Genomic DNA, 22,394 nt, shown 5'->3' with positions numbered 1-22,394 from the left:
TCAAGGTGAATGGACTTCACCCGCTCCTGCCCCTTGCATATCAACACACAATTCAAGGAACCGCGAAGCCGCCCGCGACGGTGTAGCCGCATGCGGCACCAGTATGGAAAACCGCCGCACCAGTGCCTGGGGCGCCACCTGCAACCTGTGCAGCGCCCCATCCTCATGGCGGATGGACATCGCCGACACAAAACCAACGCCCATCCCCGCACGCACCGCCTCCTTCACCCCTTCCACCCCGGCAATCTCCAGCGCTACGCGCATCGCTACACCATCACGGGCAAATGCCCGCTCGACGATCTGCCGCACCCCCGAGCCGCTCTCGCGCAGCACCAACGGGTAGGCACCCAGCGACGCCAAGGCCTGCTGGTCACTGCCAGCCAGCGGATGACCACTGGGCACGATGGCAACGATCTCGTCCTCCCGCCAGGCCGTCACTGCCGTGCCCAAGGGCAACTCCTGCCCGGGCGGCCCTTCGATCAGGGCGATGTCGACACTGTCCAGCGCAGCGACGATTTCCGCCGTGTTGCCGTGCGATGTCGTCACCAGCACCTCCGGGTGGCGGGCATGGAAGTCGGCAATCAGGTAAGGCAGCAGGTAGCTGGCGGGTGTGGTACTGGCACCGATACGCAAGGTACCGCGCTCCAGGCCACGCATGGCCTCGCGCAATGCCTGGGCCTGGCGGAAGGTCTCGCGCAGGCGCTCGGCATGGGCCAGCAACTGCTCGCCGGCTGCCGTCAACCGCACACCACGGCCGGCACGCTGATACAGCGGCTCGCCAAACGCCTCCTGCAACAGCTTGAGCTGGCCGGACACCGCCGGCTGCGACAAGTGCAAGGCCTGGGCTGCATGGCTGATGTTGCCGTGCTCGGCAACGGTGGCGAACGTTATCAGCTGTTCTGGGGTCATGAATTAAAAATATCAGCTATTCGGATATTTGCCATCCTAAATTACGATTTTTTATAAGCTTATAACCAGATTAACGTAGGCCTTGTCGAAACACTTTCCGGAGGACTCACATGGCCACGGTTCCGTCCAACCCTGCTTTTGCCCCTACCCTCTCTACCCGAGGGCGGCTCAATGGCATCCTGTTCGTCGCGCTGTTCGCGCTTGCAGTCACTCAACTGGCTGCCCTGCCCGCCATCGCCAACCTGGGCATCAGCCCATTGATCGTCGGTATCGTCGCCGGTGCACTGTATGGCAACGCGCTGCGAGACGGTGTACCGGCAAGCTGGGCGGCTGGTATCAACTTTTCCGCTCGCGGCCTGTTGCGCATCGCCGTGGCATTCTTCGGCCTGCGGGTAAGCCTGCAGGAAATTGCCGAGGTCGGCTGGTCGGGGCTCATCGTGTCGGTGCTGGTGGTGTCCAGCACCCTGCTGATCGGCCTGTGGTGCGGCATGAAAGTATTCAAGCTGGACCGCGATACTGCCTTGCTGACCGCCGCCGGCAGCGCCATCTGCGGCGCTGCCGCCGTGCTGGCATTCGAATCGGCGCTGCGCAGCGCCCCGCATAAAAGCGCCATGGCGGTCGGTAGCGTGGTGCTGTTCGGTACCTTGTCGATGTTCCTTTACCCACTGGCGATCAACGCCGGCTGGCTGCACCTTGACACCATGGGCGCCGGGCTTTTGCTGGGCGGCACCATCCACGAAGTGGCGCAGGTGGTCGGCGCGGCCAGCAACGTCAGCCCCGAGGCCACGCACATCGCCACCATCGTCAAGATGACCCGGGTCATGCTGCTGGTGCCGGTGCTGTTGGTGGTGGGCCTGTGGATCAGCCGGTCGCGCCAGGCCGGCCTGGCGCAGGGTAACGGCCGCATCGCCATGCCTTGGTTCGCCTTCGGCTTCCTTGCCCTGGTGCTGGTGAATTCGCTGCAGGTGCTGCCCGGCAGCGTGACCCAGACGGTCAACAGCCTGGACACCTTTGCCTTGACCATGGCCATGACCGCGCTGGGGATGGAGACGCGCTTCAGCCAGATCCGCCAGGCCGGGCCAAAGGCGCTGGCTACCGGGGCGATTCTTAACCTGTGGCTGGTCGGGGGTGGTTTGGCGATTACCCTCGGTGTGCAGAAGCTGTTGGGATGATTCAAGACCGAGTCGCCCGCTTTGCAGGCGACTCGGTTTCAAGCTTTTTCCACGCCCCCCTCGTTGCCGTCCACATTTCTCGGTATGGTGTTGTCAAAGAAGGATGTTTTACCCGCACAGGAAAGACTTAGATGCCTCAACGCAATGTCATCAATGCATCCGTCAGCCCCAAAGGCAGCCTGGAAACGCTGTCACAACGTGAAGTGCAGCAACTGAGTGAAGTCGGTACCGGTAGCCTTTACACCCTGTTCCGCCAGTGCGCCCTGGCCATCCTCAACACCGGCGCCCATGTCGACAATGCCAAGACCATCCTTGAGGCCTACAAGGACTTCGAGGTCAGGATCCACCAACAAGACCGTGGCGTGCGCCTGGAGCTGCTCAATGCGCCGGCCGATGCCTTCGTCGATGGCGAAATGATCGCCAGCACCCGCGAAATGCTGTTCAGCGCCCTGCGCGACATCGTCTACACCGAAAGCGAACTGGCCAGCCAGCGCATCGATCTGGAAAGCTCCCAGGGCATCACCGATTACGTGTTCCACCTGCTGCGCAACGCGCGCACCCTGCGCCCGGGCGTGGAGCCGAAGATGGTGGTGTGCTGGGGCGGCCACTCGATCAGCACCGAGGAATACCAGTACACCAAGAAGGTCGGCCACGAGCTGGGCCTGCGCAAGCTGGATGTGTGCACCGGCTGCGGCCCTGGCGTGATGAAGGGGCCGATGAAAGGCGCCACCATCGCCCACGCCAAGCAACGCATGCACGGCAGCCGCTACCTGGGCCTGACCGAGCCAGGCATCATCGCCGCCGAGGCACCCAACCCGATCGTAAACGAACTGGTGATCCTGCCGGACATCGAGAAGCGCCTGGAAGCCTTCGTGCGTGTCGGCCATGGCATCATCATCTTCCCCGGCGGTGCCGGTACGGCAGAGGAGTTCCTCTACCTGCTGGGCATCCTCATGCACCCGGACAACCAAGGCCTGCCCTTCCCTGTGGTTCTCACCGGCCCGCGCAGTGCCGAGCCGTACCTGCAACAGCTGCACGCCTTCGTCGGCGCCACCCTGGGTGAAGCAGCGCACCGCCTGTACGAGATCATCATCGACGACCCGGCGGAAGTCTCCCGGCACATGGTCGAAGGGCTCAAGGCGGTGAAGCAGTTCCGCCGCGAGCGCAACGATGCCTTCCACTTCAACTGGTTGCTGAAGATCGAGGAGAGCTTCCAGCGCCCGTTCGATCCGACCCACCAAGCCATGGCCGAACTGGACCTACGCCGCGCGCTACCGCCCCATGAGCTGGCAGCCAACCTGCGTCGGGCGTTTTCCGGCATCGTCGCCGGCAACGTCAAGGACAAAGGCATCCGCCTGATCGAGGAACACGGGCCCTATCAGATTCACGGCGACAGTGCCGTGCTGGACCCACTGGGCCGGCTGCTGCAGGCGTTCGTCGACCAGCACCGCATGAAATTGCCCGGCGGCGCGGCGTACGTACCGTGCTACCAGGTGGCGACCTGAGCGTCCCTTTCTGAAATGTAAGTTTGCCGTCATGCCCCTGTGGGTTGGCCATCGATAGCCTGAGTGCCGAGATGACTGACCTACAGAGGTTCGAGGATGAAAGCCTTACTTTCTGGCGGCGCATTGCTGCTAGTGCTGACTGGCCAGGCGCTGGCCTTTTCCGATGACCGTACCGAGCAGTTGCTGGCTGAACACCAGCAGGCGGTTTTGGCGTATGCGGCCAAGGCGGGCAAGCCGATGCCGACGGTTGAGGACTATCGCTACGGCATGAAACTGGATATCGCCAGTGTCGTGCGACAGTCCGGTGACCCACGAACCTGCACCGTAACGCCGAAGCTGATGACTTTCGAAGACAGCCAGGGGCGCTTGCAGACCATTCGCTACAGCGCGCAGTCGCAGTGCATCAACAACAAGTAAATACAACCGCCGCATCGTACATGTTTTGATCTTGATCTTGATCTTGATCTTGATCTTGATCTTGATCTTGATCTTCGCGACTTCAGGAGGCCGAGCGCAGGCCTTGCGGAGGGAGGTGACGGGCATGGATGCCCGTCAAGCGCTGGGCCCCAGGATGGGGCCTGCAGCGCGGTCCTCCCGGGAGCAAGGCCGGAGTGAGGGGACCCCGGAGCGCAGCGTAGGGGCCGGATGATGGGAGCGCAGCGTTTTTTGGTTACTTTTTGTCGCGTTTGACAAAAAGTGACTCGCCGTAAGGGCGAAAAGGTGAGTCAGTGTCGCCATCGCAAACGGACTGTTCGCTGAGTCAAAACAGACAAATTCTGCTTCTTGCTTCTTGCTTCTTGCTTCTTGGATGTGGGCCTTCACACCAAGTAAACATTCATTCACGCAGGTGGCGCAAAGTCACCTTTCCGCCCTTACGGCGGGTCCCTTTTTGTCGTGGCAAAAAGGAACCAAAAACCGTCCGCTCCCATCATCCGGCCCCTGCGCTGCGCTCCGGGGTCCCCTCGCTCCGGGCTTGCTCCCGGGAGGACCGCGCTGCAGGCCCCATCCTGGGGCCCAGCGCTTGACGGGCATCCATGCCCGTCACCTCCCTCCGCAAGCCCTGCGCTCGGCCTCCCGAAGTCGCAACCTGCGTCGCCTGAACTACCGCGCGCTAAAAAGCAAAAGCAAAAGCAAAAGCAAAAGCAAAAGCAAAAGCAAAAGCAAAAAACAGACTAGTGGCTAATGTCTGCCATGGGCCGCTCGACAAACCGAATGCTGTCGCGCCCTCCACGCTTGGACTGGTACAGCGCCACATCCCCCTGCTCGATCAACGCCGCCAGGCTCGCCGGTGGCTGGTCGAACAGGTTGGCACCGATGCTCAAGGTAACCGCCTGCGGCGTTGGCACGGTCTTGCAGGCGTACTGCTGGAACTGCTCACGCAGCATCCCACCCAGCTCCATGACCCGTTCACTACTCGCCCCACTCAGCAAGATGACAAACTCATCGCCCCCCAACCGCGCCGCCAGCGAGCGCTCGGGCAGCGCCGTGCGAATCATCTCGCTCAAGGCAATCAGCAAGCGGTCCCCGGCTATATGCCCGTGCAGGTCGTTGACCAGCTTGAAATTGTCGATGTCGATCAGCAGTAACGCCCCAGGTTGCGCAGGGCTCACGTCCTTGAAGAAATGCCCAGCCCGCACCTCCAGCGCTCGCCGGTTGTACAGCGCGGTCAGCGGATCACGGGCCGCCAGCCGGGCAATCCGTTCCTCACGCCGGTAACGCACGGTTCCCGTCATCGACAAGGCAATCAGCATGATCGCCATCGCCCCCTCGACCAGGGAAACCTGAATGATCAGCCCGCCAAAGGTGGCCAGGTCAATCAACGTACCCGGCGTAATCGCAATGATCGCCTTGGCTACATAGAATGCCCCATGAATCAGCAGCACATAGCGCAACTGCACCGCGCCAACACTCAGCGATCTGCCATGCGGCCGCAACAGGAAACTGGCCTTGAGCGTCAACGCCGCCACCAGCAACGAGTTGACCATCAGCATCACCTTCGACCACTGCGGCCCCACAGGCAACAGCAGCAAGGCGAACCAGACCACCACGATCATCAGCCAGGCACGCGACAAGCGCTCCTGGGTAAATCGCAGCACGCCCATCAGAAAAAAACCGTGCGCGACCACCAGCAAGCCATTGGCGAACCAGATGCCGATGAACAACAAACCGATCCCGCGCAGCAAAGCCAGGATGCAACCGACAGTAATGGTGGCGAAACCGGCGCTCCAGAACAGCAGAGAGGTTTCGCGGACACTGCGCCATTCAATTGCCAGGTACAAGGCAGCGGCAGCAGCCAAGGCAACCGAAATGGTCAACATCGTGGGTGGATCTAGCGCCATATACGCATTGGCCTATCTGGTTAACGAAGAAAGGCCCGATTGTATGCGCTCGTGATGACTTTTCAGAGGGGCCTTGCACGGTTGCCTGCAAATGATAGCCCAGCCCTTGCAGATGCCCGTGCGAGCGACATGTCATATTGACATCATCGTGTCATTCGCACCACAAGAACCGCGGTCGTAATGACCACACTTGGTCGGATAGTGCCGTACCGGAAGGGCTGGCCAACTGGCACGAAAGCTGAAGCGTGACCTTTCGCCAAACACTGCCTTGCGGACCAAAAACCATGAAAAATCCTCTGCTCCCTCTGGCGATGACCCTGACCATCGCCCTGCCCGCCTGCGCCGACCAGGTGCTCTCGGAAAGCGCCGACAATACCGTCGGCTATGGCGCTGGTGGCGTCAGCGGCCTGATGATCGGCGCCGCGCTTGGCGGCCCGTTCGGCGCCATCGCAGGTGCCGCCCTGGGCGCCTTTGGTGGTGCCGCCGTGCAACAAGGCAGCGGGCACAGCGACGCGGCCTATATGGTGCGCCACGACGACGGCAGCACCCAGCGCTACCGTTCGCCGAATGCCCACTTCAAGCCCGGTGATCAGGTGCAGGTGAGCGGTATTCGCCTGGCCCCGGCGCAGTAAGCCGCTGCCCGGACAAGTAACTCACCAGTTGCCGCCCGTGCGAACTCAGGCGCTCCCAGTCACGGAAACACAGGCGTAGCTCCAGGGTGGCCCAGCTTTCCGCCAGGGCCACCCGGCGTACCGGCAGCTCCTGCTCCGCACGCACAGCGGCGGTTTCAGGCAGCATGGCCACGCCTGCGCGCTGTGCCACCAACTGTGCGATTGCCTCAAAGCTGGGCGCTCGCACGCGCACCTTCAGCGGCATGGCCAAGTTCATCGCCAGCTCTTCGACAAAGCGCTGCATCGGCCGCCCACCCGGCAGGCAAATGAACGCGTAGCCCAGGGCATCGACCAGGCGCAGCTGTTCGCGCCCAGCCAGGGGATGGTCGGCGGGCACCAGCATGACCAAGCGCTCGGTGCGAAACGGCAGCGATACCACCCCCTCGCTGGGCAAAATGCCATCGTACACACCGATCTCGCACTCGTTGGCCACCACCACCCGCAGCACGTCCACACTCTTGTGCTCCATCAGTTGCAGGTCGACCTCCGGGTAGTCCGCCAGAAACGGCCCCAACACTGCCGGCAGCAATGTGCTGTTGGACACCGTAGAGGCCGCCAGGCGCAAGGTGGTGCGGTGCTCGCCAGACAGTTGCTGCAAGGTCTCCTGCAGTTTTTGCGCCTCACCCAGCACGCTGCGTGCGCCCTCCAGCACCAGGCGCCCGGAAGGCGTCAACTGCATGCCATCTGCCTTGCGGGTGAACAGCACCAAGCCACAACGTTCTTCCAGCAAGCGCAGACGATTGCTTGCCGCCGACACCGCCACCGGAAAGGTCGCAGCCGCCTTGCTCAGGCTGCCCGTGGCGGCAATGGCCAGCAGCAGGCGCAGGTCAGTCAGGTCGAATTGCATGCCATTCTCCAAATACGAATGCCCTGTTCTATAAAAAGCGATTCTAGCGTGACAGCCTTCTGTTCAGAATAAGCCTCGCCTTTCTTCCACGTAGGTAACGCATGAACGCATTCCGCAGCTTGATACAGCGCCAACTGCAAAGCGGCGCCCTGTACGCCGTACTGGCGGCCCTGGGCTTCAGCTTCAAGGCAATTTTCGTCAAGCTGGCTTACGCCGCCGGGCCGGTGGATGCCATCAGCCTGCTGGCCATGCGCATGGGCCTGTCGCTGCCGCTGTTCGCCTGGCTGGTATGGGCCAGCCGTGGTCAGGGCAGTGCCCCGCTCAACCTGGGTGACGGGTTGCGCGTCGCCCTGCTTGGCCTGTTTGGCTACTACCTGGCCAGCCTGTTCGACTTCTATGGCCTGCAGTACATCAGTGCTGGGCTGGAGCGGCTGATCCTGTTCACCTACCCGACGCTGGTGCTGGTGTTTCAGGCCATTGCCCTGCGTGAACGGCCGAGCCTGCGCACTTTGTCGGCCATGGGCCTGTGCTATCTGGGGCTGGGCATTGCCTTTGTCCACGACATCAGTGTCGCCGGGGTTGGCCAGCAGGTGGTGCTGGGCTCGCTGTGGGTGTTCGCCAGCGCGGTGACCTACGCGCTGTATTACGCCGGCACCGGCATGATGCTCAAACGCATGGGCTCGATGCGCCTGGCCGGGTTGTGCGGTACTGCCTCCTCGCTGATGGTGCTGGCGCATTACCTGATGGTGGCGCCGGTCGGGCAGTTGTGGCAGTTACCGAGCGCAGTGTGGGTGAATGCCGGGCTGATGGCCGTGTTTTCCACGGTGCTGCCGATCTACTGGGTAGCGTTGGCGATCCAGCGCCTGGGGCCGACCCATACAGCGGCGGTGGGTAACCTGGGGCCGGTACTGACGGTATTGGCCTCATGGGCGATCTTGAATGAAGAGATTTCGCTGTACCAGGTAGTGGGGCTGGCGGTGGTGCTGTTTGCCGTATCGCGGCTCAAGCCCCGAGCCAAGAAGGACATCGGGGCCGCGCCAGGCAAAGGTGCCACTGCCTGACGCAAGGCCTCAGAGCACTCGCTTGATCAACGGTTCCAACCGGCTAAAACGCAACCGCCGCAGAAGTTTGCGTACTTCCTTGGGATGTTCGGCCTTCACCCCCAGCGCCTCTGCCGAGCCAATCTTCGGCGCATGCCGGCGCAGTGCGTTCAGCTCCGCTTCCCGTGGTACCAGCCACTGCCCTTGCGGGTCATCGATCAGCAGGCCGTTTTCCAGGTCCAGGTTGAACCCGCGCGGGTTCAGGTTGTTACCGGTCAGCAGCGAATAGCGCTGGTCGACCCACACGCCCTTGGCATGAAAGGTATGCCCCGGATCGTTCCAGATCCGCACTTGCAACTGGCCGCTGGCAATCGCGGCATGGCGGCGCCTGGCGAAGGCACGCAGGTTGTCTTCGTACAGATAAGGCAAGGCGCCACTGGCACTGAACGGCTCACCGGGGGCGATGTAGAAGTCATTGGCCGTGCGGTGACCGACCATCAGCTCAACTTGCACGCCCCGCTCAAGCGCATGGTCAAGCTCGCGCATCACCACCCGTGGCGGGTTGAAATACGGCGTGCTGATGATGATCTGCGTGCGCGCCGCAGCCAGCAACGCGCACAGCGCCCGGTTCAGCGGGTTGCCACGGCCCACACCCAGCAGCGGGATCACCCGTAGCCCCTGCCCCGCAGCGCTGGCCGGCGCCTCGTAGGCCATGCGCCGCAGCCGCGCGCGCAAACGCCGAATGTCGCCGCGCAAGTTGCGGGTAGAGGGCGGCGCCGGCAGGTCGAGACGCGGTGTGGCGGTGGGGTGCAGCAGACGCTGCACCAGGCCGACCATGGCATCGGCCAGCTCAGGTGACTGGAACAGGTGATAGCGGTCCAGGCGATAACGGTCGAAGCGGTGCAGGTAGACGTTGTTCAGGCTGGCGCCGGTGTAGATCACGCAATCGTCGATGATGCTGCCCTTCAGGTGCAACACCCCGAACAGCTCGCGAGTCTGCACGGGCACACCATGAATGGCGATATCCAGCCCGCGCAGCTGGCGCTGAGCCTGGTACCAGGCAGCGTTGCCCGGTTGACGCCCACCACCAAGCAACCCGCGACGGGCGCGAAACCAGTCGACCACAATGGTGATTTCCAGGTTAGGGCGCGCGGCCTTGGCCTGGTACAAGGCATCCAGCACTTCCTGGCCGGCCTCGTCTTCCTGCAGGTACAGCGCGACGATGACGATGCGCCGGGTTGCCGTGCGGATGCGGTCGAACAGGCAGGTGCGATAGGCCTTGGCATCAGGCAGCACCTGGATCGACTCGGGCGCCAGGGCGTAGCCTGGCAACGCCGCCAGCATGGATTCGGGGTTCACGAACGATCACCTTCTGTGTGCAATCACTGTCGGCCCTGCCAGTTGGCGGAGCCATTCCTGGCCGCTGCGCACGGGGTGTAAGATCAACCCGGCAACGACCCATAACAACAAGAACCACGCGAGGCTGTATTTCTCACTGCCCCTGACGAACAATGCCTCAGCTTGCACAGGAACAGCGCAATGGTCCACCCCGCTTCTGCAAACCTCCCGCCGTCTATTGTAAAGAGTTGTTCCGTAAAGACCTTCGGCTTTCTGATTTTGCCCAATTTCACCACCATCGGCCTGGCGTCGGCGGTAGAAACCTTGCGCATGGCCAACTTGGCCGCGCGCAAGCCGCTGTTTCGCAGCGTGCTGATCGCGGCAGACGATATGCCGGTAGTGGCCAGTAACGGCATGCGCGTATTGCCCGACTACAGCATCGCCAATGCCCCCGCACTGGATGCCCTGCTGGTGGTCGGCGCCAACCCGATCGACCGCAGCCGTGGCAACCGCCCGCTGATCGACTGGTTGCGCCAACTGGCCCGCCAACGCTTGCCACTGGGCGGCATCTGCACCGGCAGCTACCTGTTGGCCAAGGCCGAATTGCTCAAGGGTTACCGCTGCACTATCCACTGGGAAGACCTGCCGACGTTGCAGGCCCACTTCCCCGGTATCGTGATCTCCAGCCAGCTGTTCGAATTGGACCGCGACCGTTATACCTGCTCGGGCGGCGTGGCGGCCATGGACATGATGCTGCAACTGGTTGCCCGCGAACCCGGTGGCCAGGACATCGCGGCCAAGGCCGCTGAGCTGTTGCTGTGCGACCGCGTGCGCGGGGAGCGTGAGCGCCAGCGGGTACCGCTGCGCACCCTGCTGGGTAGCGCTCAGCCCAAGCTGAGCCAGGTGGTGGCGATCATGGAGGCCAACCTGGAGGAACCGTTGGGGCTGGAGGAGTTGGCCAGCCTCAACGAGGTAACCGTGCGTCAGCTGGAGCGGCTGTTCCACAAGTACCTGCAACGCACGCCCAGCCAGTATTACCTGGAGCTGCGGCTGTCTCGGGCACGGGAGTTGCTGCTGCGCAGTGACGTGCAGGTGCGCGAGGTGGCGCTGGCCTGCGGGTTCAGCTCGCCGGCGCATTTTTCCAAGAGTTACAGCCGGTTCTTTGGTTTGTCGCCGTTGGGGGAGCGGCGGCAAGCTTCGTTGCATTGATTCAGCATTTGCAATGGCTTTACCGGCCTCTTTGCAGGCGTGCCCGCGAAGAGGCCGGTGCAGGTTGGTCAATCCTCCAGGGCCGTGTGGGCCGTCTCCCGGCACATCAGCATGGCCACCAGAGCAACCAACGCTGCCGCCAGCAAATACCCCGCCGGTGCCAGCTTGCTGCCGGTCACCTGTATCAACCAGGTGGCAATGAACGGCGCTGTCCCGCCAAACAGCGCATTGGCCACATTGAAACTCAGGGCAAAGCCACTGAAACGCACACGGGTGGGGAAGATTTCCGCCAGCAGGCACGGCAAGGTCCCGTCATTCATTGCCAACATCGCCCCGAAAACAATCTGGATCGTCAGAATCACCAGCAACGGCTGCCCGTCGAGCAGGCGGAACAACGGCACGGTCAACCCCAGAAACAACAGCGAAGCCACCACCAGCATGGTCTTGCGACCAAACTGGTCGGACAGCCGCCCCATCAGGAAAATCAAGCCGATGTACGTGGCCAGCGACACCGTCGAAGCGATGAACGAATCCCGCTCGCTCATGCCCATTTCACTGGACAGGTAGGTCGGCATGTAGCTGAGCAGCAGGTAGAACGCCACCGCGTTCAGGCAGGTGACACCAATACCGATGGCCAGGCTGCGCCGGTGCTGGCCCAGCAGTTCGCGCAGCGGTGTCGGGGCCATGCCGGCCTTGTGCTCCAGGCGCTGCTCCATCTCCAGGAACTTGGGCGTGTCTTGCAGGCTCATGCGGATGTAGCGCCCCACCAGGCCGAACGGCGCGGCCAACAGAAACGGCAAGCGCCAGCCCCACTCGTGCAGAGCCTCATTGCTGAGCAGCTCGTGCAGCACCGCGACGAACGCCGCCCCGAACAGCAGCCCCGCCGCCGTGCTGGCCGGCACGATGCTGGTGTACAAGCCCCGCCGGCCAGGTGGCGCGTATTCCGCCAGGAACGCCGCAGCACCGGCGTACTCGCCCGAGGCGGAAAAGCCCTGCACCAGGCGTATCAACAGCAACAAGCCCGGCGCCCACAGGCCGATTTGCGCATAACCGGGCAACAGGCCGATGCAGAAGGTGGACACCGACATGATCAGGATCGACCACGACAACGCATTGCGCCGGCCATGGCGGTCACCGAAATGCCCCCAGACAATGCCGCCCAGCGGGCGTACCAGGAACGACAGGGCAAATACCGCAAAGGTCGCCAGCAGGCCGGTGGTCTTGTCGGTCTGCGGGAAGAACGTGGCGGCGATGATGGTGGCCAGATAGCCGTAGGCAGCGTAGTCGAACCACTCGACGAAATTGCCCATGAAGCTGGCCCGTGCGGCCTTGCGCAAGGCCTGGCGTTCGGTGTTGTGCGCAGGGCCTTCGAAGGTGGAGGGATTCAGGGTGGTGCTGGACATGACGGGGTACCCTCTGGTTCTTTTAATTGGAGGCAGGGTCTTGTGGTCATACAGTGTTTTTTGTTGTCTGGGGCTGGCCTTCTTCACGGGAAGGCCCGCGAAGAAGGCGCCACCTTTCGTTATTTGCGAATGATGTTGTGCTCCGGCCCATATGGGAACTTGGTGATGTTCTCGGCGCCATTGTCGTTGACGATCAGGATGTCATGCTCGCGATAGCCCCCGCCCCCGGCCGCCCTTCGGGCAGCATGATCATCGGCTCGATCGACACCACCATGCCTGGTTCCAGCACCGTGTCGATGTCCTCGCGCAGCTCCAGCCCCGCTTCGCGGCCATCGTAGTGGCTCAAGGTGCCGAACGAGTGGCCGTAGCCGAAGGTGCGGTACTGCAGCAGGTCGTGGCGCAGGAAGATCTCGTTCAGTTCCCGAGCGATATCGCTGCAGCGCATGCCAGGGCGCACCAGTTTCAGCCCGGCTTCGTGCACTTCGACGTTGGCCTGCCACAGGCGTAGGTACTCGTCCGGGCAGTGGTCGAGGAACAGCGTGCGCTCCAGCGCGGTGTAATAGCCGGCGATCATCGGGAAGCAATTGAGGCTGAGGATCTCGCCCTTGCCCACCCGGCGGCTGGTCACCGGGTTATGCGCGCCATCGGTGTTGAGCCCGGACTGGAACCAGGTCCAGGTGTCCATCAGCTCGGCCTCCGGGAAGCGTTTGGCAATTTCCCGCACCATCGCCTGGGTGGCATGCAGCGCCACCTCGTACTCGGGCACGTGCTCACGCAGGGCCTCGACCACCGCCGCCCCACCGATATCGGCCACCTGTGCACCATGGCGGATAAGCGCCTGCTCCTCGGCCGACTTGATCATGCGCATGCGCATGCACGGCGCACCGATGTCCACCAGCTCGGCTTTGGGGTAGCAGGCAGCGAGTTTGCCGTGGTTCTGCAGGTTGAGGTGATCATGCTCCACGCCGATACGCGAGGCCAGCGGCAGTGCTTGCTGGATGGCGACGAAGTAGTTGTCGCGCTGCCAGTCGGTGTAGACGATGTTGTCGGTGCCGACCGTACGCCGCCAGGGCTGCCCGCCATCGATGTTGGCGCTGATCGAAACCACCTTGTGCTGGGTGATCACCAGCGCATAGGGGCGACCGAACGAGCAGTAGAGAAAATCGCTGTAGTAGTTGACGTTGTGGTACGAGGTGAAAATTGCCGCCTCGATGTCCTGCTCGGCCATGTAGGCCCGCAGCCGGGCGTGGCGGGCCGCATATTCCTGGGCGGAGAAGGTTGGCTGCACCTTGTCGCCATTACGGATTTTCAGGGTCTTGGGCATTTGCATGGTCGGGGTTCCTTGTCGTTGTGAGCACGCTGTTCAGGCCGGCCGCCTGAGAAGCATTGCAACAGAACCGACGAGGACGTTTTTGTATCTATCCGACCTGGAATTGGCGGGATCGCCACTGGCCCTGGGGGCTGCTTTGCAGCCCCTTCACGGCACAAGGCCGCTCCCACGGGTACCGCACAACCTTCTGGATTGCGCAGTACCTGCAGGAGCGGCCTTGCGCCGCGAAAGGGGCGCAAAGCGCCCCCGCTTCAAATAACACTATTTCAGGTCAAAACGATCCAGCTCCATGACCTTCTGCCAAGCCGCGACAAAGTCCCGCACGAACTTGTCAGCACCATCACTACTGCCATACACCTCGCTCAACGCCCGCAACTGGGCATGCGAACCAAACACCAGATCGACCCGGCTACCGCTCCACTTCACCTGCCCTGTCTTGCGGTCACGACCTTCAAAGGTTTCATTGTCCGCCGAGGTAGGCTTCCACTCCACGCTCATGTCCAGCAGGTTGCGGAAGAAGTCGTTGCTCAGGGTGCCCGGCTTGTCGGTGAACACACCGAGCTTGCTGCCGCCATGGTTGGCGCCGAGCACACGCAGGCCACCCACCAGCACGGTGAGTTCCGGCGCGGTCAGGGTCAGCAACTGGGCCTTGTCCAGCAGCAGCTTCTCGGCCTTGACGCTGTAGCGGGCCTTGCTGAAGTTACGGAACCCATCGGCCAGCGGTTCCAGCACGGCGAACGACTCGACGTCGGTCTGCGCCTCAGACGCATCGACCCGGCCTGGGCGGAAGCCCACGCTGCCACTGTAACCGGCATCCTTGGCGGCCTTTTCAACCGCTGCGGTACCCGCCAGTACAATCAGGTCGGCCAGGGAGATTTTCTTGCCGCCGTTGTTGAACTCGCCTTGGATTTTCTCCAGTGCCGCCAGCACCTTGTCCACACCCTGGTTTGCAGCCCAGCCCTTCTGCGGCGCAAGGCGCAAGCGGGCGCCATTGGCACCACCACGTTTGTCGGAGCCACGGAAGGTTGACGCGGAGGCCCAGGCGGTGGAGACCAGCTCACCCACACTCAAGCCCGAGGCCAGCACCTTGGCTTTGAGGGCCGCGATGTCTTGCTCGCCGATCGTGGATGGGTCGGCTTTGGGCAGCGGGTCTTGCCACAGCAGCTCTTCATTGGGCATTTCCGGGCCCAGGTAGCGTGCCAGCGGGCCCATGTCGCGGTGAATCAGCTTGTACCAGGCGCGGGCAAAGGCGTCCGCCAACTGGTCAGGGTTGTCCTTGAAGCGGCGGGCGATCGGCTCGTAGATCGGGTCGAAGCGCAGCGCCAGGTCGGAGGTCAGCATCGACGGTGCATGCTTTTTGCCCGGATCGTGCGCGTCGGCACCGTTCCCGCCCCTTTGCCCTCTTTCGGCCGCCACTGGTGTGCGCCCGCCGGGCTCTTGGTCAGTTCCCACTCAAAGTTGAACAGGTTATTCAGGTATTCGTTGCTCCACTTCGTCGGGGTGGAGGTCCAGATCACTTCCAAGCCACTGGTGATGGCATCGCCGCCCTTGCCAGTGCCAAACTTGTTGGCCCAACCCAGCCCTTGCAGCTCAAGGCCTGCCGCTTCGGGCTCGGGGCCCACGTTGTCGGCGGGGCCGGCACCATGGGTTTTGCCGAAGGCGTGGCCGCCGGCGATCAGCGCCACGGTTTCTTCATCGTTCATGGCCATGCGGCCAAAGGTTTCACGGATGTCCCTGCCCGAGGCTACCGGGTCGGGGTTACCTTCCGGGCCTTCCGGGTTCACGTAGATCAGGCCCATCTGCACGGCGGCCAGCGGGTTCTCCAGGTTCCGCTCGGCCGACAGGTCGCGGTTCTGTTCCTCGCCATGCTTGGCAGGCTCGGCCACCAGGTCACCCTGGCCTGGCGCCTGCGCCTTGAGCTGATCCTTGCCGTAGCGGGTGTCGCCGCCTAGCCAAACCTTTTCCGAACCCCAGTACACATCTTCGTCCGGCTCCCACACATCGGCGCGCCCGCCAGAGAAGCCAAACGTCTTGAAGCCCATGGACTCCAGGGCAACGTTGCCGGTGAGCACGATCAAGTCGGCCCAGGAAATCTTGTTGCCGTACTTCTGCTTGATCGGCCACAGCAAGCGCCGCGCCTTGTCCAGGCTGACGTTGTCGGGCCAGCTGTTGAGCGGGGCGAAACGTTGCTGGCCAGAGCCCGCGCCACCGCGGCCATCGCCAATGCGGTAGGTGCCGGCGCTGTGCCAGGCCATGCGAATGAACAGCGGGCCGTAGTGGCCGAAGTCAGCGGGCCACCAGTCTTGCGAGTCGGTCATCAAGGCGGTGAGGTCTTTTTTCAGGGCCTGGAAGTCGAGGCTCTTGAATGCCTTGGCATAGTCGAAGTCCGGGTCGGGGCTGGACTTCGAGGAATGCTGGTGAAGAATTCTCAGGTTGAGCTGGTCAGGCCACCAGTCACGGTTGGTGGTGCCGCCACCTGCGGTTTGATGGAACGGGCATTTCGATTCGTTCGACATCTGCGGGTACCTTTGGGTCGGTTATCCAGATTTCCGGTCTATGCCAGGTGTTCTTTCAGCCGAGCATGTGGGCTCGTGCCACCCCTCATCAGGTCTACACGGGGCTTGCGAAGCTGTCACGACGGGTTGGCGCGGCGTTGCACACAGGTGCTGTCACGCCGCCCGGTCGCGGAAGTCGCGGGGCCACGGGAAAGACTAGCCGAGCTTGGGCAGAGTTCTAATAGAGTGGCTGTTGGAGCTTGATAGGCTGGCTCTGTCAGGTGAGCCTGAACAGCGGCGCGACCAGCCCACCAAGAGGCCGGCACATTCGTACGATGCAAGCCGGCCTCCCGCATGCTTCAATTCACCGCCAGCCCTCTATTCCCGGAACCTGAAGCCAATGAACCGCAACGACCTCCGCCGCGTCGACATGAACCTGCTGGTGCTGTTCGAAGCCCTGATGATCGAGCGCAACCTGACCCGCGTCGGCGAAAAGCTGTTCATCACTCAATCCACTGTCAGCGCCGCCCTCGCCCGCCTGCGCGAACTGTTCGACGACCCGTTGCTGATCCGCAGTGGCCGCGCCATGGAACCCACACCACGGGCCATGCAGATTTTCGCCGAGCTGGGCCCGGCCATGGACGTGATATCCGCCGCCATCAGCCGCGCCCGTGAGTTCGACCCCACCAACAGCAGCAACGTGTTCCGCCTGGGCCTGTCGGACGATGCCGAGTTCGGCCTGTTTCCGGCCCTGCTGCAAGCCCTGCGCGAAGAGGCCCCAGACATCAGCGTCGTGGTACGGCGAGCCAACTTCCTGCTGATGCCTGGCCTGCTGGCCAGTGGCGAAATCTCGGTAGGCGTAAGCTACACCACCGACCTGCCGGCCACGGCCAAGCGCCGCAAGCTGCGCGACATCGGCGTGCGGGTGCTACGCGCCGATGACCGCCCCGGCCCGTTGACCCTCGACGAGTACTGCGCCCGCCCGCATGTGATGGTGTCGTTTTCCGGCGACATGAGCGGCAACATAGACCTGGACCTTGCGCGCATTGGCCGTTGCCGCAAGGTGGTGCTGGCGGTACCGCAATTCGGTAGCCTGCGCGCCTTGCTGCGCAACACCGAGATGATCGCCACGGTCCCGGACTATGCCGCCTGCGCCTTGGCCGACGACGGCAGCCTGCGCGCCGACCCGGCGCCGTTCGATATCACCGAAGCCGAGCTGTCGATGGTCTGGAGCGGCGCCCAGGACAACGACCCAGCCGAGCGCTGGCTACGCGAGCGCATTCTGCAGTTCATGGCCCGGTAGCTGAAGCAGCCTTACTTGCCCCGCTGCATCCACGCCGCGCCCAACCCACTGAGGCAGATCACCGAAATACCCACCAGGCTCAAGGTATCCGGCACCTGGCTATAGACGACAAACCCAAGCAACCCGGCAAACACGATCTGGCAATAGCTGAACGGCGCCAGCAACGCCGGCGCCGCATGGCGGAAGGCTTGGGTCAGCAGCAGGTGCGCGGTCATGCCGAAGCCGCCCAGTGCCAGCATCAGCAGGGCATGGTCCCAACGCGGCACCTCCCAGAAGAACGGCACCAGTGCACTCATAGCCAAGGTGTTGCACAGCCCTGCATAGAAGTTGCTGGTGGTCGGGCTGTCATGCGCGGCAAGGATGCGCGTCAGCAATTGGTAGAAGCAAAAACCCAACGCCGAACCGAACGGGTACAGAATGGCCGGGGTAAACATCGCCCCACCCGGGTGCACCACCACCAGTACGCCAATGAAACCCAGTACCACCGCCACCCACTGCCCCACCGTCACCCGCTCTTTGAGCAGCGGCGCCGACAGCGCGGTGACCAGCACCGGGGCAAGGAAGTTGACCGCCGTCGCCTCGGCCAGCGGCAAATACTGAAGGCCGGTGGTAAACAGCAGGCTGGTACTCAACAGGCTCAGGGCCCGCAAGGTTTGCAGTAGCGGCCGACGGGTGCGCAATACGTTCAGGCCAGACTTGGGCAGGAAGATGCCGGCCATCAGCAGCGTATGCACCACATAACGCGCCCACACCACCATGACGATCGGGTACAGGCCGCCGAGGAATTTGGACAAGGCATCGTGGCTGGCGAACAGGAACGTCGCCACCACCACCAAGGCTATGCCGCGCAGGGGTTGGTTGACGCCGGACAGCGGTGTGCTGGAACTCATGGCTCTCTCGATGACGGCGCGGCGCCATGCCACGCCCAGGGAAGGCCGCGCAGGCCTGGCCTGGCGGATGCAACAGCTCGAATTCTAGAAGAGATGCCGCAGCATAAGGAAGTTGATTTACCGCTTGTCCAGGCTGAGTGCGATTTCTGTTCGCTGATCGACCACTTTCCACCTTGCACGCATGGCCCGTGTGCTGTTGATCACCGACCATCGACCCACCTCCTGCACCCTCTACAAGGAATTTACATGCAAAGGCTCACCACCCGTAACGGCCTGGACCTGCCTGCAATCGGCCTGGGCACCTGGCCGATGACCGGCAGTGAATGCACCCAGGCCGTGCACCAGGCACTGGACGTGGGTTACCGGCACATCGACACCGCCACTGCCTACGAAAACGAAGCGGCCGTTGGCCAGGCGCTGCGCGACAGCGATGTGCCACGCGAGCAAATCCATCTGACCACCAAGGTTTGGTGGGACCGCCTGGAGCCCAAAGCCATGCGCCAGTCGCTGGAAGACAGCCTGCGCGCGCTGGGTACCGAACAGGTTGACCTGTTTCACATCCACTGGCCCGGCAAGGACTGGGACCTGGCCCGCAGCATCGACACCCTGGTAGCCCTGCGTGACGAGGGCAAGACGCGCCACATCGGTGTGGCCAACTTCCCGCTGGGGCTGCTGCGCCAGGTGGTGGAAACGCTGGGTGCGCCATTGTCGGCCATTCAGGTGGAGTACCACGTGCTGCTCGGCCAGCAACCGCTGCTCGACTACGCCCGCAGCCATGACCTGTTGCTCACTGCCTATACGCCGCTGGCACGTGGCCAGGCAGCCGCGCAGCCGGTGATCCAGGCGATTGCCCGCAAGCATGGCGTGCTGCCCAGCCAGGTGGCGCTGAAATGGCTGCTGGACCAGGACGGCGTGGCGGCGATCCCCAAGGCTAGCAGCCGGGAAAACCAGCTGGCCAACCTGGCAGCGTTGAATGTGCAGCTGGATGAAGACGACCGCGCGGCGATTGCCGGGCTGCCGAAAGATCAGCGCGTGGTGAGCCCGGCGTTTGCGCCGGACTGGAACAGTTAACCTTGAAAGCTGGCGCGGTCCCTTGCACGACCGCGCATCGGGTTAGCTCAGGGTTACCACCTGCTTCAACCGCTCGCTCGCCGGCGCTGGCCGCCCGTACAGGTAGCCCTGAAAGTGCGAGCAGCCCTCCGCCGCCAGCCGGCGCATCTGTTCCTCCGACTCCACACCTTCGGCCGTGGTCTTGATCATCAAACTGTTGGACAGGTCGGTAATGGCGCGGATGATCGACATCGCTTCGCGGCTGTCGCACATGTCATGCACGAACGACTTGTCGATCTTGATCCGGTCGAACGGGAACGAACGCAGGTAACCCAACGATGAGTAACCGGTGCCAAAGTCGTCCAGCGAAATGGACACACCCAGGTCTTTCAACGCACGCAGGGTACGCACGTTTTCCTCGCTGTTGCCCAGCAATACCGACTCGGTAATTTCCAGCTCCAGTCGCTGCGCCGGCAGGCCCGAGTCGGCCAGCGCCAAGGCCACGGTGTGCACCAGGTTGGCGTTCTTGAACTGCACCGCCGACAGGTTGACCGACACCGTCTGCTCACTGTCCCAACTGGCGGCCTCCTGGCAGGCCAGGTTGAGTGCGCGGTTGCCCAGTTCATGGATCAGTCCGGTTTCTTCGGCAATGGGGATGAAGTCCATGGGCATGACCATGCCGCGAGTCGGGTGCTCCCAACGCAGCAGCGCCTCATAACCGGTAACGCTGCTGGTCTGCTGGTCGACCACCGGCTGGTAATGCAACTGCAACTGGCCCAGGTGCAACGCGGTGCGCAAGTCGGTTTCCACCAGGCGGCGCTGGCGGGCGGCAACGTCCAATTCGACGTCGAAGCACTCGTAGCGGTTTCGCCCATTGCGCTTGGCTTCGTACAACGCCATGTCGGCGTAGCCCAGCAACTGCTCGGCCTGGTCGTTGTCATCCGGGGCGATGGCAATGCCGATGCTCACCCCCACGCTGAACTGGTGGCCTTCGATCTGGAACGGCGGGCTGATGGCGTTGATCAGGCGATGCGCGGTGTTGCACGCGGCATCCCGCCCCTCCAGGCCCGTCAGCACCACGGCAAACTCGTCACCGCCCAAGCGGGCCAAGGTGTCGTGTTCACGCAACTCGCGGCGCAGGCGCTTGCCCAACTCGCGCAGCAGTTTGTCGCCAAAGGCATGACCGAGGGAGTCGTTGATGTTCTTGAAGTTGTCCAAGTCCAGGCACAGTGCGGCGGTCAGCTTGGCGTTTTCGCTACCACGCACCAGTGCCTGGCGAAGGCGCTCATTGAACAGCGTGCGATTGGGTAACCCGGTGAGCGCGTCGTGGTGCGCCATGTGGTGGATCTGCGCATGGGCGGCCAGCTCTTCGGTGGCATCTTCGGCTACGAACAACACGTAGTCGGCCTGGCCCTCGCGGTTCTGGCTGAGCAAGGTGCGGCTGCGCAAGGTGCGTGGGCCACGGGCGGTATCGACACGCGTTTCAGCGGCATGCCCCTTGGGGCTGCGGGCACCGCGCGCCAGCTGCTGTTCCAGATAATCGGCAGCGGCCGGTGCCAAGCATTCGCCGGGCAACTGGCCAATCATGCTGCGCCCTGGCCCGCCAAACAGGCGCTCGGCCTGCTGGTTGGCCAGCAAGATGCGCTGGCTTTCCAGGTCCTGGACAATGACGCTGGCGGGGATGTTGGCGATCACCGAATCAAGAAACTGCGAGAGCTTGGCCATTTCCTGGCTGTATTGCTCGGCCAGCTCCTTGGCCTGCAACAACTCCTGTTCCTGGCGATGACGCTCGGAAACATCGCGGGTGACCTTGGCGAAACCCACCAGTTGCCCGGCATCGTCGTACACCGCTTCAATCACCACATGGGCAAGAAAGGCCGAGCCATCTTTACGCAGGCGCGAACCCATTTCTTCAAAACGCCCCGTGCTGCGCGCCTGCTCCAGGTTAAGCGCTGGCAACCCGGCTGCGCGCTCGGCATCGGTGTAGAACAGCGAGTAATGCTGGCCGACGATTTCATCGGCATGGTAGCCCTTGGCGCGCTGGGCACCGGGGTTCCAGTTGGCGACGATACCCTCGGGGGTGAGCAGGTAGATGGCGTAATCCACCACGCTCTGGATCAACAGCCGGTACATGATGTCGGGGTTTGCAGCTAGCGACATGAACTTTACCTGAACCTTCGAAGCGCATGAAAGGGACCCCGGCTTGCGGCGGCCGGGTTTTGGAAAGCGTTGATGGCATTATGCCGCTCATGACGATTTTGTGAAGTGGCTCACAAAAATGTCGCTTTCTCACCCTTCAGTGGCGGGCACCGCTCACCAGGAAATTGAGCAAGTCCGGTTCATCGTCCAGGGCGATTGCCTGTGCCGGGCGCGACAGGTTCGCCAGCACGGCCTTGCAGAACGCCACGGCGGGCGGGTCCTGGGCGTAGCAGCGCAGCAGCCAGTCACCCTCGCCGCCCAGCAACTGCAACGCCACCGCTTGGCCAATGCCCTGACGGCGGTACTTTTTCAGGATGAACAGATCGGCCAGCTCCCGTGCATCGATACCTCGCAGTTCGCTGCGCTCCACCAGCACGAAGCCGGCGATGAAACCGTCCGCCAGCACCAGGTACGCGGCCCAGCCGTCGTCCTGCCAGTAGCGTTGCAGGTGCTCGTCGTGGATGTAGAAGCGGCCATCCACCTCGACATCTTCCTGCTCCCAGTCGGACGACTCATAGGAATAGTACTGGTAGAGGTTGCGGATCAGCGGGGCCTGGTCGGCGGTGGTTGGCAGCAGCGCGATGGGCAGCATGATGGGGCAAGGCTCGGGTAAAACCTGAATTCTACGCCATGACTCACCGCCACTGCATGGAACCGGGCGCGCCCCACCTTACAGGCGCGCGCCAGTAGGCAG

The 22,394-nt window shown here is 62.9% G+C and carries 16 protein-coding genes and 2 pseudogenes; 8 read left to right on the top strand and 10 right to left on the bottom strand.

Annotated elements, in window-relative coordinates; all coding sequences use genetic code 11:
- Positions 1-909: a LysR family transcriptional regulator gene (locus AB5975_21255; protein XDR19062.1), complete on the bottom strand. Its 909-nt coding sequence runs from the start codon at positions 907-909 to the stop codon at positions 1-3.
- A gap of 110 nt (positions 910-1,019) precedes the next feature.
- On the opposite strand from AB5975_21255, the gene AB5975_21250 reads away from it, so the two are divergent.
- From AB5975_21250 to AB5975_21240, 3 genes are all read left to right on the top strand, one after another.
- Complete coding sequence (locus AB5975_21250; GenBank protein ID XDR19061.1) at positions 1,020-2,081, top strand: YeiH family protein; 1,062 nt, start codon at positions 1,020-1,022, stop codon at positions 2,079-2,081.
- A gap of 131 nt (positions 2,082-2,212) precedes the next feature.
- On the top strand, positions 2,213-3,586 hold the full coding sequence (ppnN, locus tag AB5975_21245) for a nucleotide 5'-monophosphate nucleosidase PpnN (GenBank protein ID XDR19060.1): 1,374 nt from the start codon (positions 2,213-2,215) through the stop codon (positions 3,584-3,586).
- Between the two features lie 96 nt (positions 3,587-3,682).
- A complete protein-coding gene (locus tag AB5975_21240; protein XDR19059.1) occupies positions 3,683-4,003 on the top strand; it encodes a DUF2790 domain-containing protein in 321 nt (106 codons plus the stop codon).
- A 755-nt stretch (positions 4,004-4,758) separates the two neighbouring features.
- On the opposite strand, the gene AB5975_21235 is transcribed toward AB5975_21240, so the two are convergent.
- The gene (locus AB5975_21235; GenBank protein ID XDR19058.1) at positions 4,759-5,904 is read right to left on the bottom strand and encodes a GGDEF domain-containing protein; all 1,146 of its coding nucleotides are present in this window, start codon (positions 5,902-5,904) and stop codon (positions 4,759-4,761) included.
- Positions 5,905-6,209: 305 nt separating this feature from the next.
- Here AB5975_21235 and AB5975_21230 point away from each other — a divergent pair, with 305 nt between their 5' ends.
- The gene (locus AB5975_21230; protein ID XDR19057.1) at positions 6,210-6,557 is read left to right on the top strand and encodes a hypothetical protein; all 348 of its coding nucleotides are present in this window, start codon (positions 6,210-6,212) and stop codon (positions 6,555-6,557) included.
- Here AB5975_21230 and AB5975_21225 read toward each other — a convergent pair.
- Complete coding sequence (locus tag AB5975_21225) at positions 6,502-7,443, bottom strand: LysR substrate-binding domain-containing protein (protein XDR19056.1); 942 nt, start codon at positions 7,441-7,443, stop codon at positions 6,502-6,504. The two genes, AB5975_21230 and AB5975_21225, sit on opposite strands and share 56 nt — an antisense overlap.
- A 101-nt stretch (positions 7,444-7,544) precedes the next feature.
- On the opposite strand from AB5975_21225, the gene AB5975_21220 reads away from it, so the two are divergent.
- Positions 7,545-8,504, top strand: coding sequence for a DMT family transporter (locus AB5975_21220; GenBank protein XDR19055.1), 960 nt, complete (start codon positions 7,545-7,547; stop codon positions 8,502-8,504).
- 9 nt (positions 8,505-8,513) lie between these two features.
- Here the strand turns inward: AB5975_21220 and pssA are convergent, their stop codons facing one another.
- On the bottom strand, positions 8,514-9,842 hold the full coding sequence (gene pssA, locus AB5975_21215; protein ID XDR19054.1) for a CDP-diacylglycerol--serine O-phosphatidyltransferase: 1,329 nt from the start codon (positions 9,840-9,842) through the stop codon (positions 8,514-8,516).
- 180 nt (positions 9,843-10,022) lie between these two features.
- Between pssA and AB5975_21210 the strand changes: the two genes are divergently transcribed.
- Positions 10,023-11,030 (top strand): GlxA family transcriptional regulator, encoded by a 1,008-nt coding sequence (locus AB5975_21210; GenBank protein ID XDR19053.1) that lies wholly within the window; start codon positions 10,023-10,025, stop codon positions 11,028-11,030.
- A 68-nt stretch (positions 11,031-11,098) separates the two neighbouring features.
- On the opposite strand, the gene AB5975_21205 is transcribed toward AB5975_21210, so the two are convergent.
- The 3 genes and pseudogenes from AB5975_21205 to katG all read right to left on the bottom strand — a co-directional run bounded on the left by AB5975_21205 (position 11,099) and on the right by katG (position 16,279).
- Entirely contained in the window at positions 11,099-12,433 is a 1,335-nt protein-coding gene (locus AB5975_21205; protein ID XDR19052.1) for an MFS transporter, read from the bottom strand.
- A 119-nt stretch (positions 12,434-12,552) separates the two neighbouring features.
- A pseudogene (locus AB5975_21200) lies at positions 12,553-13,763 on the bottom strand (M24 family metallopeptidase).
- Positions 13,764-14,024: 261 nt separating this feature from the next.
- Positions 14,025-16,279, bottom strand: a pseudogene (gene katG / locus AB5975_21195) (catalase/peroxidase HPI).
- 379 nt (positions 16,280-16,658) lie between these two features.
- Here katG and AB5975_21190 point away from each other — a divergent pair.
- Positions 16,659-17,561 carry a LysR substrate-binding domain-containing protein gene (locus AB5975_21190; protein XDR19051.1) on the top strand — a complete coding sequence of 301 codons (903 nt, stop codon included), beginning with the start codon at positions 16,659-16,661 and terminating at the stop codon, positions 17,559-17,561.
- 11 nt (positions 17,562-17,572) lie between these two features.
- Here the strand turns inward: AB5975_21190 and AB5975_21185 are convergent, their stop codons facing one another.
- Positions 17,573-18,451 (bottom strand): DMT family transporter, encoded by an 879-nt coding sequence (locus AB5975_21185; GenBank protein XDR19050.1) that lies wholly within the window; start codon positions 18,449-18,451, stop codon positions 17,573-17,575.
- A 246-nt stretch (positions 18,452-18,697) separates the two neighbouring features.
- On the opposite strand from AB5975_21185, the gene AB5975_21180 reads away from it, so the two are divergent.
- Positions 18,698-19,522, top strand: coding sequence for an aldo/keto reductase (locus AB5975_21180; protein XDR19049.1), 825 nt, complete (start codon positions 18,698-18,700; stop codon positions 19,520-19,522).
- A 42-nt stretch (positions 19,523-19,564) separates the two neighbouring features.
- Here the strand turns inward: AB5975_21180 and AB5975_21175 are convergent, their stop codons facing one another.
- Together AB5975_21175 and AB5975_21170 are read right to left on the bottom strand one after the other, a co-directional pair.
- The gene (locus AB5975_21175) at positions 19,565-21,661 is read right to left on the bottom strand and encodes a putative bifunctional diguanylate cyclase/phosphodiesterase (GenBank protein ID XDR19048.1); all 2,097 of its coding nucleotides are present in this window, start codon (positions 21,659-21,661) and stop codon (positions 19,565-19,567) included.
- A 136-nt stretch (positions 21,662-21,797) separates the two neighbouring features.
- The gene (locus tag AB5975_21170; protein ID XDR19047.1) at positions 21,798-22,292 is read right to left on the bottom strand and encodes a GNAT family N-acetyltransferase; all 495 of its coding nucleotides are present in this window, start codon (positions 22,290-22,292) and stop codon (positions 21,798-21,800) included.
- Between the last annotated feature and the right edge of the window lie 102 nt (positions 22,293-22,394).

Origin of the sequence: Pseudomonas putida, from assembly GCA_041071465.1 — a bacterium.
GTDB classification, from domain to species: domain Bacteria; phylum Pseudomonadota; class Gammaproteobacteria; order Pseudomonadales; family Pseudomonadaceae; genus Aquipseudomonas; species Aquipseudomonas putida_P.
The sequence above is the reverse complement of the archived record's forward strand: the minus strand, read 5'-3'. Positions and strand labels throughout refer to the sequence as shown.

What these genes read in the sequence shown, in the direction of transcription:
- AB5975_21255 (XDR19062.1), bottom strand. Translation starts at nt 909, where the DNA reads ATGACCCCAGAACAGCTGATAACGTTCGCCACCGTTGCCGAGCACGGC.
- AB5975_21250 (XDR19061.1), top strand. Translation starts at nt 1,020, where the DNA reads ATGGCCACGGTTCCGTCCAACCCTGCTTTTGCCCCTACCCTCTCTACC.
- ppnN (XDR19060.1), top strand. Translation starts at nt 2,213, where the DNA reads ATGCCTCAACGCAATGTCATCAATGCATCCGTCAGCCCCAAAGGCAGC.
- AB5975_21240 (XDR19059.1), top strand. Translation starts at nt 3,683, where the DNA reads ATGAAAGCCTTACTTTCTGGCGGCGCATTGCTGCTAGTGCTGACTGGC.
- AB5975_21235 (XDR19058.1), bottom strand. Translation starts at nt 5,904, where the DNA reads ATGTTGACCATTTCGGTTGCCTTGGCTGCTGCCGCTGCCTTGTACCTG.
- AB5975_21230 (XDR19057.1), top strand. Translation starts at nt 6,210, where the DNA reads ATGAAAAATCCTCTGCTCCCTCTGGCGATGACCCTGACCATCGCCCTG.
- AB5975_21225 (XDR19056.1), bottom strand. Translation starts at nt 7,443, where the DNA reads ATGCAATTCGACCTGACTGACCTGCGCCTGCTGCTGGCCATTGCCGCC.
- AB5975_21220 (XDR19055.1), top strand. Translation starts at nt 7,545, where the DNA reads ATGAACGCATTCCGCAGCTTGATACAGCGCCAACTGCAAAGCGGCGCC.
- AB5975_21210 (XDR19053.1), top strand. Translation starts at nt 10,023, where the DNA reads ATGGTCCACCCCGCTTCTGCAAACCTCCCGCCGTCTATTGTAAAGAGT.
- AB5975_21205 (XDR19052.1), bottom strand. Translation starts at nt 12,433, where the DNA reads ATGTCCAGCACCACCCTGAATCCCTCCACCTTCGAAGGCCCTGCGCAC.
- AB5975_21190 (XDR19051.1), top strand. Translation starts at nt 16,659, where the DNA reads ATGAACCGCAACGACCTCCGCCGCGTCGACATGAACCTGCTGGTGCTG.
- AB5975_21185 (XDR19050.1), bottom strand. Translation starts at nt 18,451, where the DNA reads ATGAGTTCCAGCACACCGCTGTCCGGCGTCAACCAACCCCTGCGCGGC.
- AB5975_21180 (XDR19049.1), top strand. Translation starts at nt 18,698, where the DNA reads ATGCAAAGGCTCACCACCCGTAACGGCCTGGACCTGCCTGCAATCGGC.
- AB5975_21175 (XDR19048.1), bottom strand. Translation starts at nt 21,661, where the DNA reads ATGTCGCTAGCTGCAAACCCCGACATCATGTACCGGCTGTTGATCCAG.
- AB5975_21170 (XDR19047.1), bottom strand. Translation starts at nt 22,292, where the DNA reads ATGCTGCCCATCGCGCTGCTGCCAACCACCGCCGACCAGGCCCCGCTG.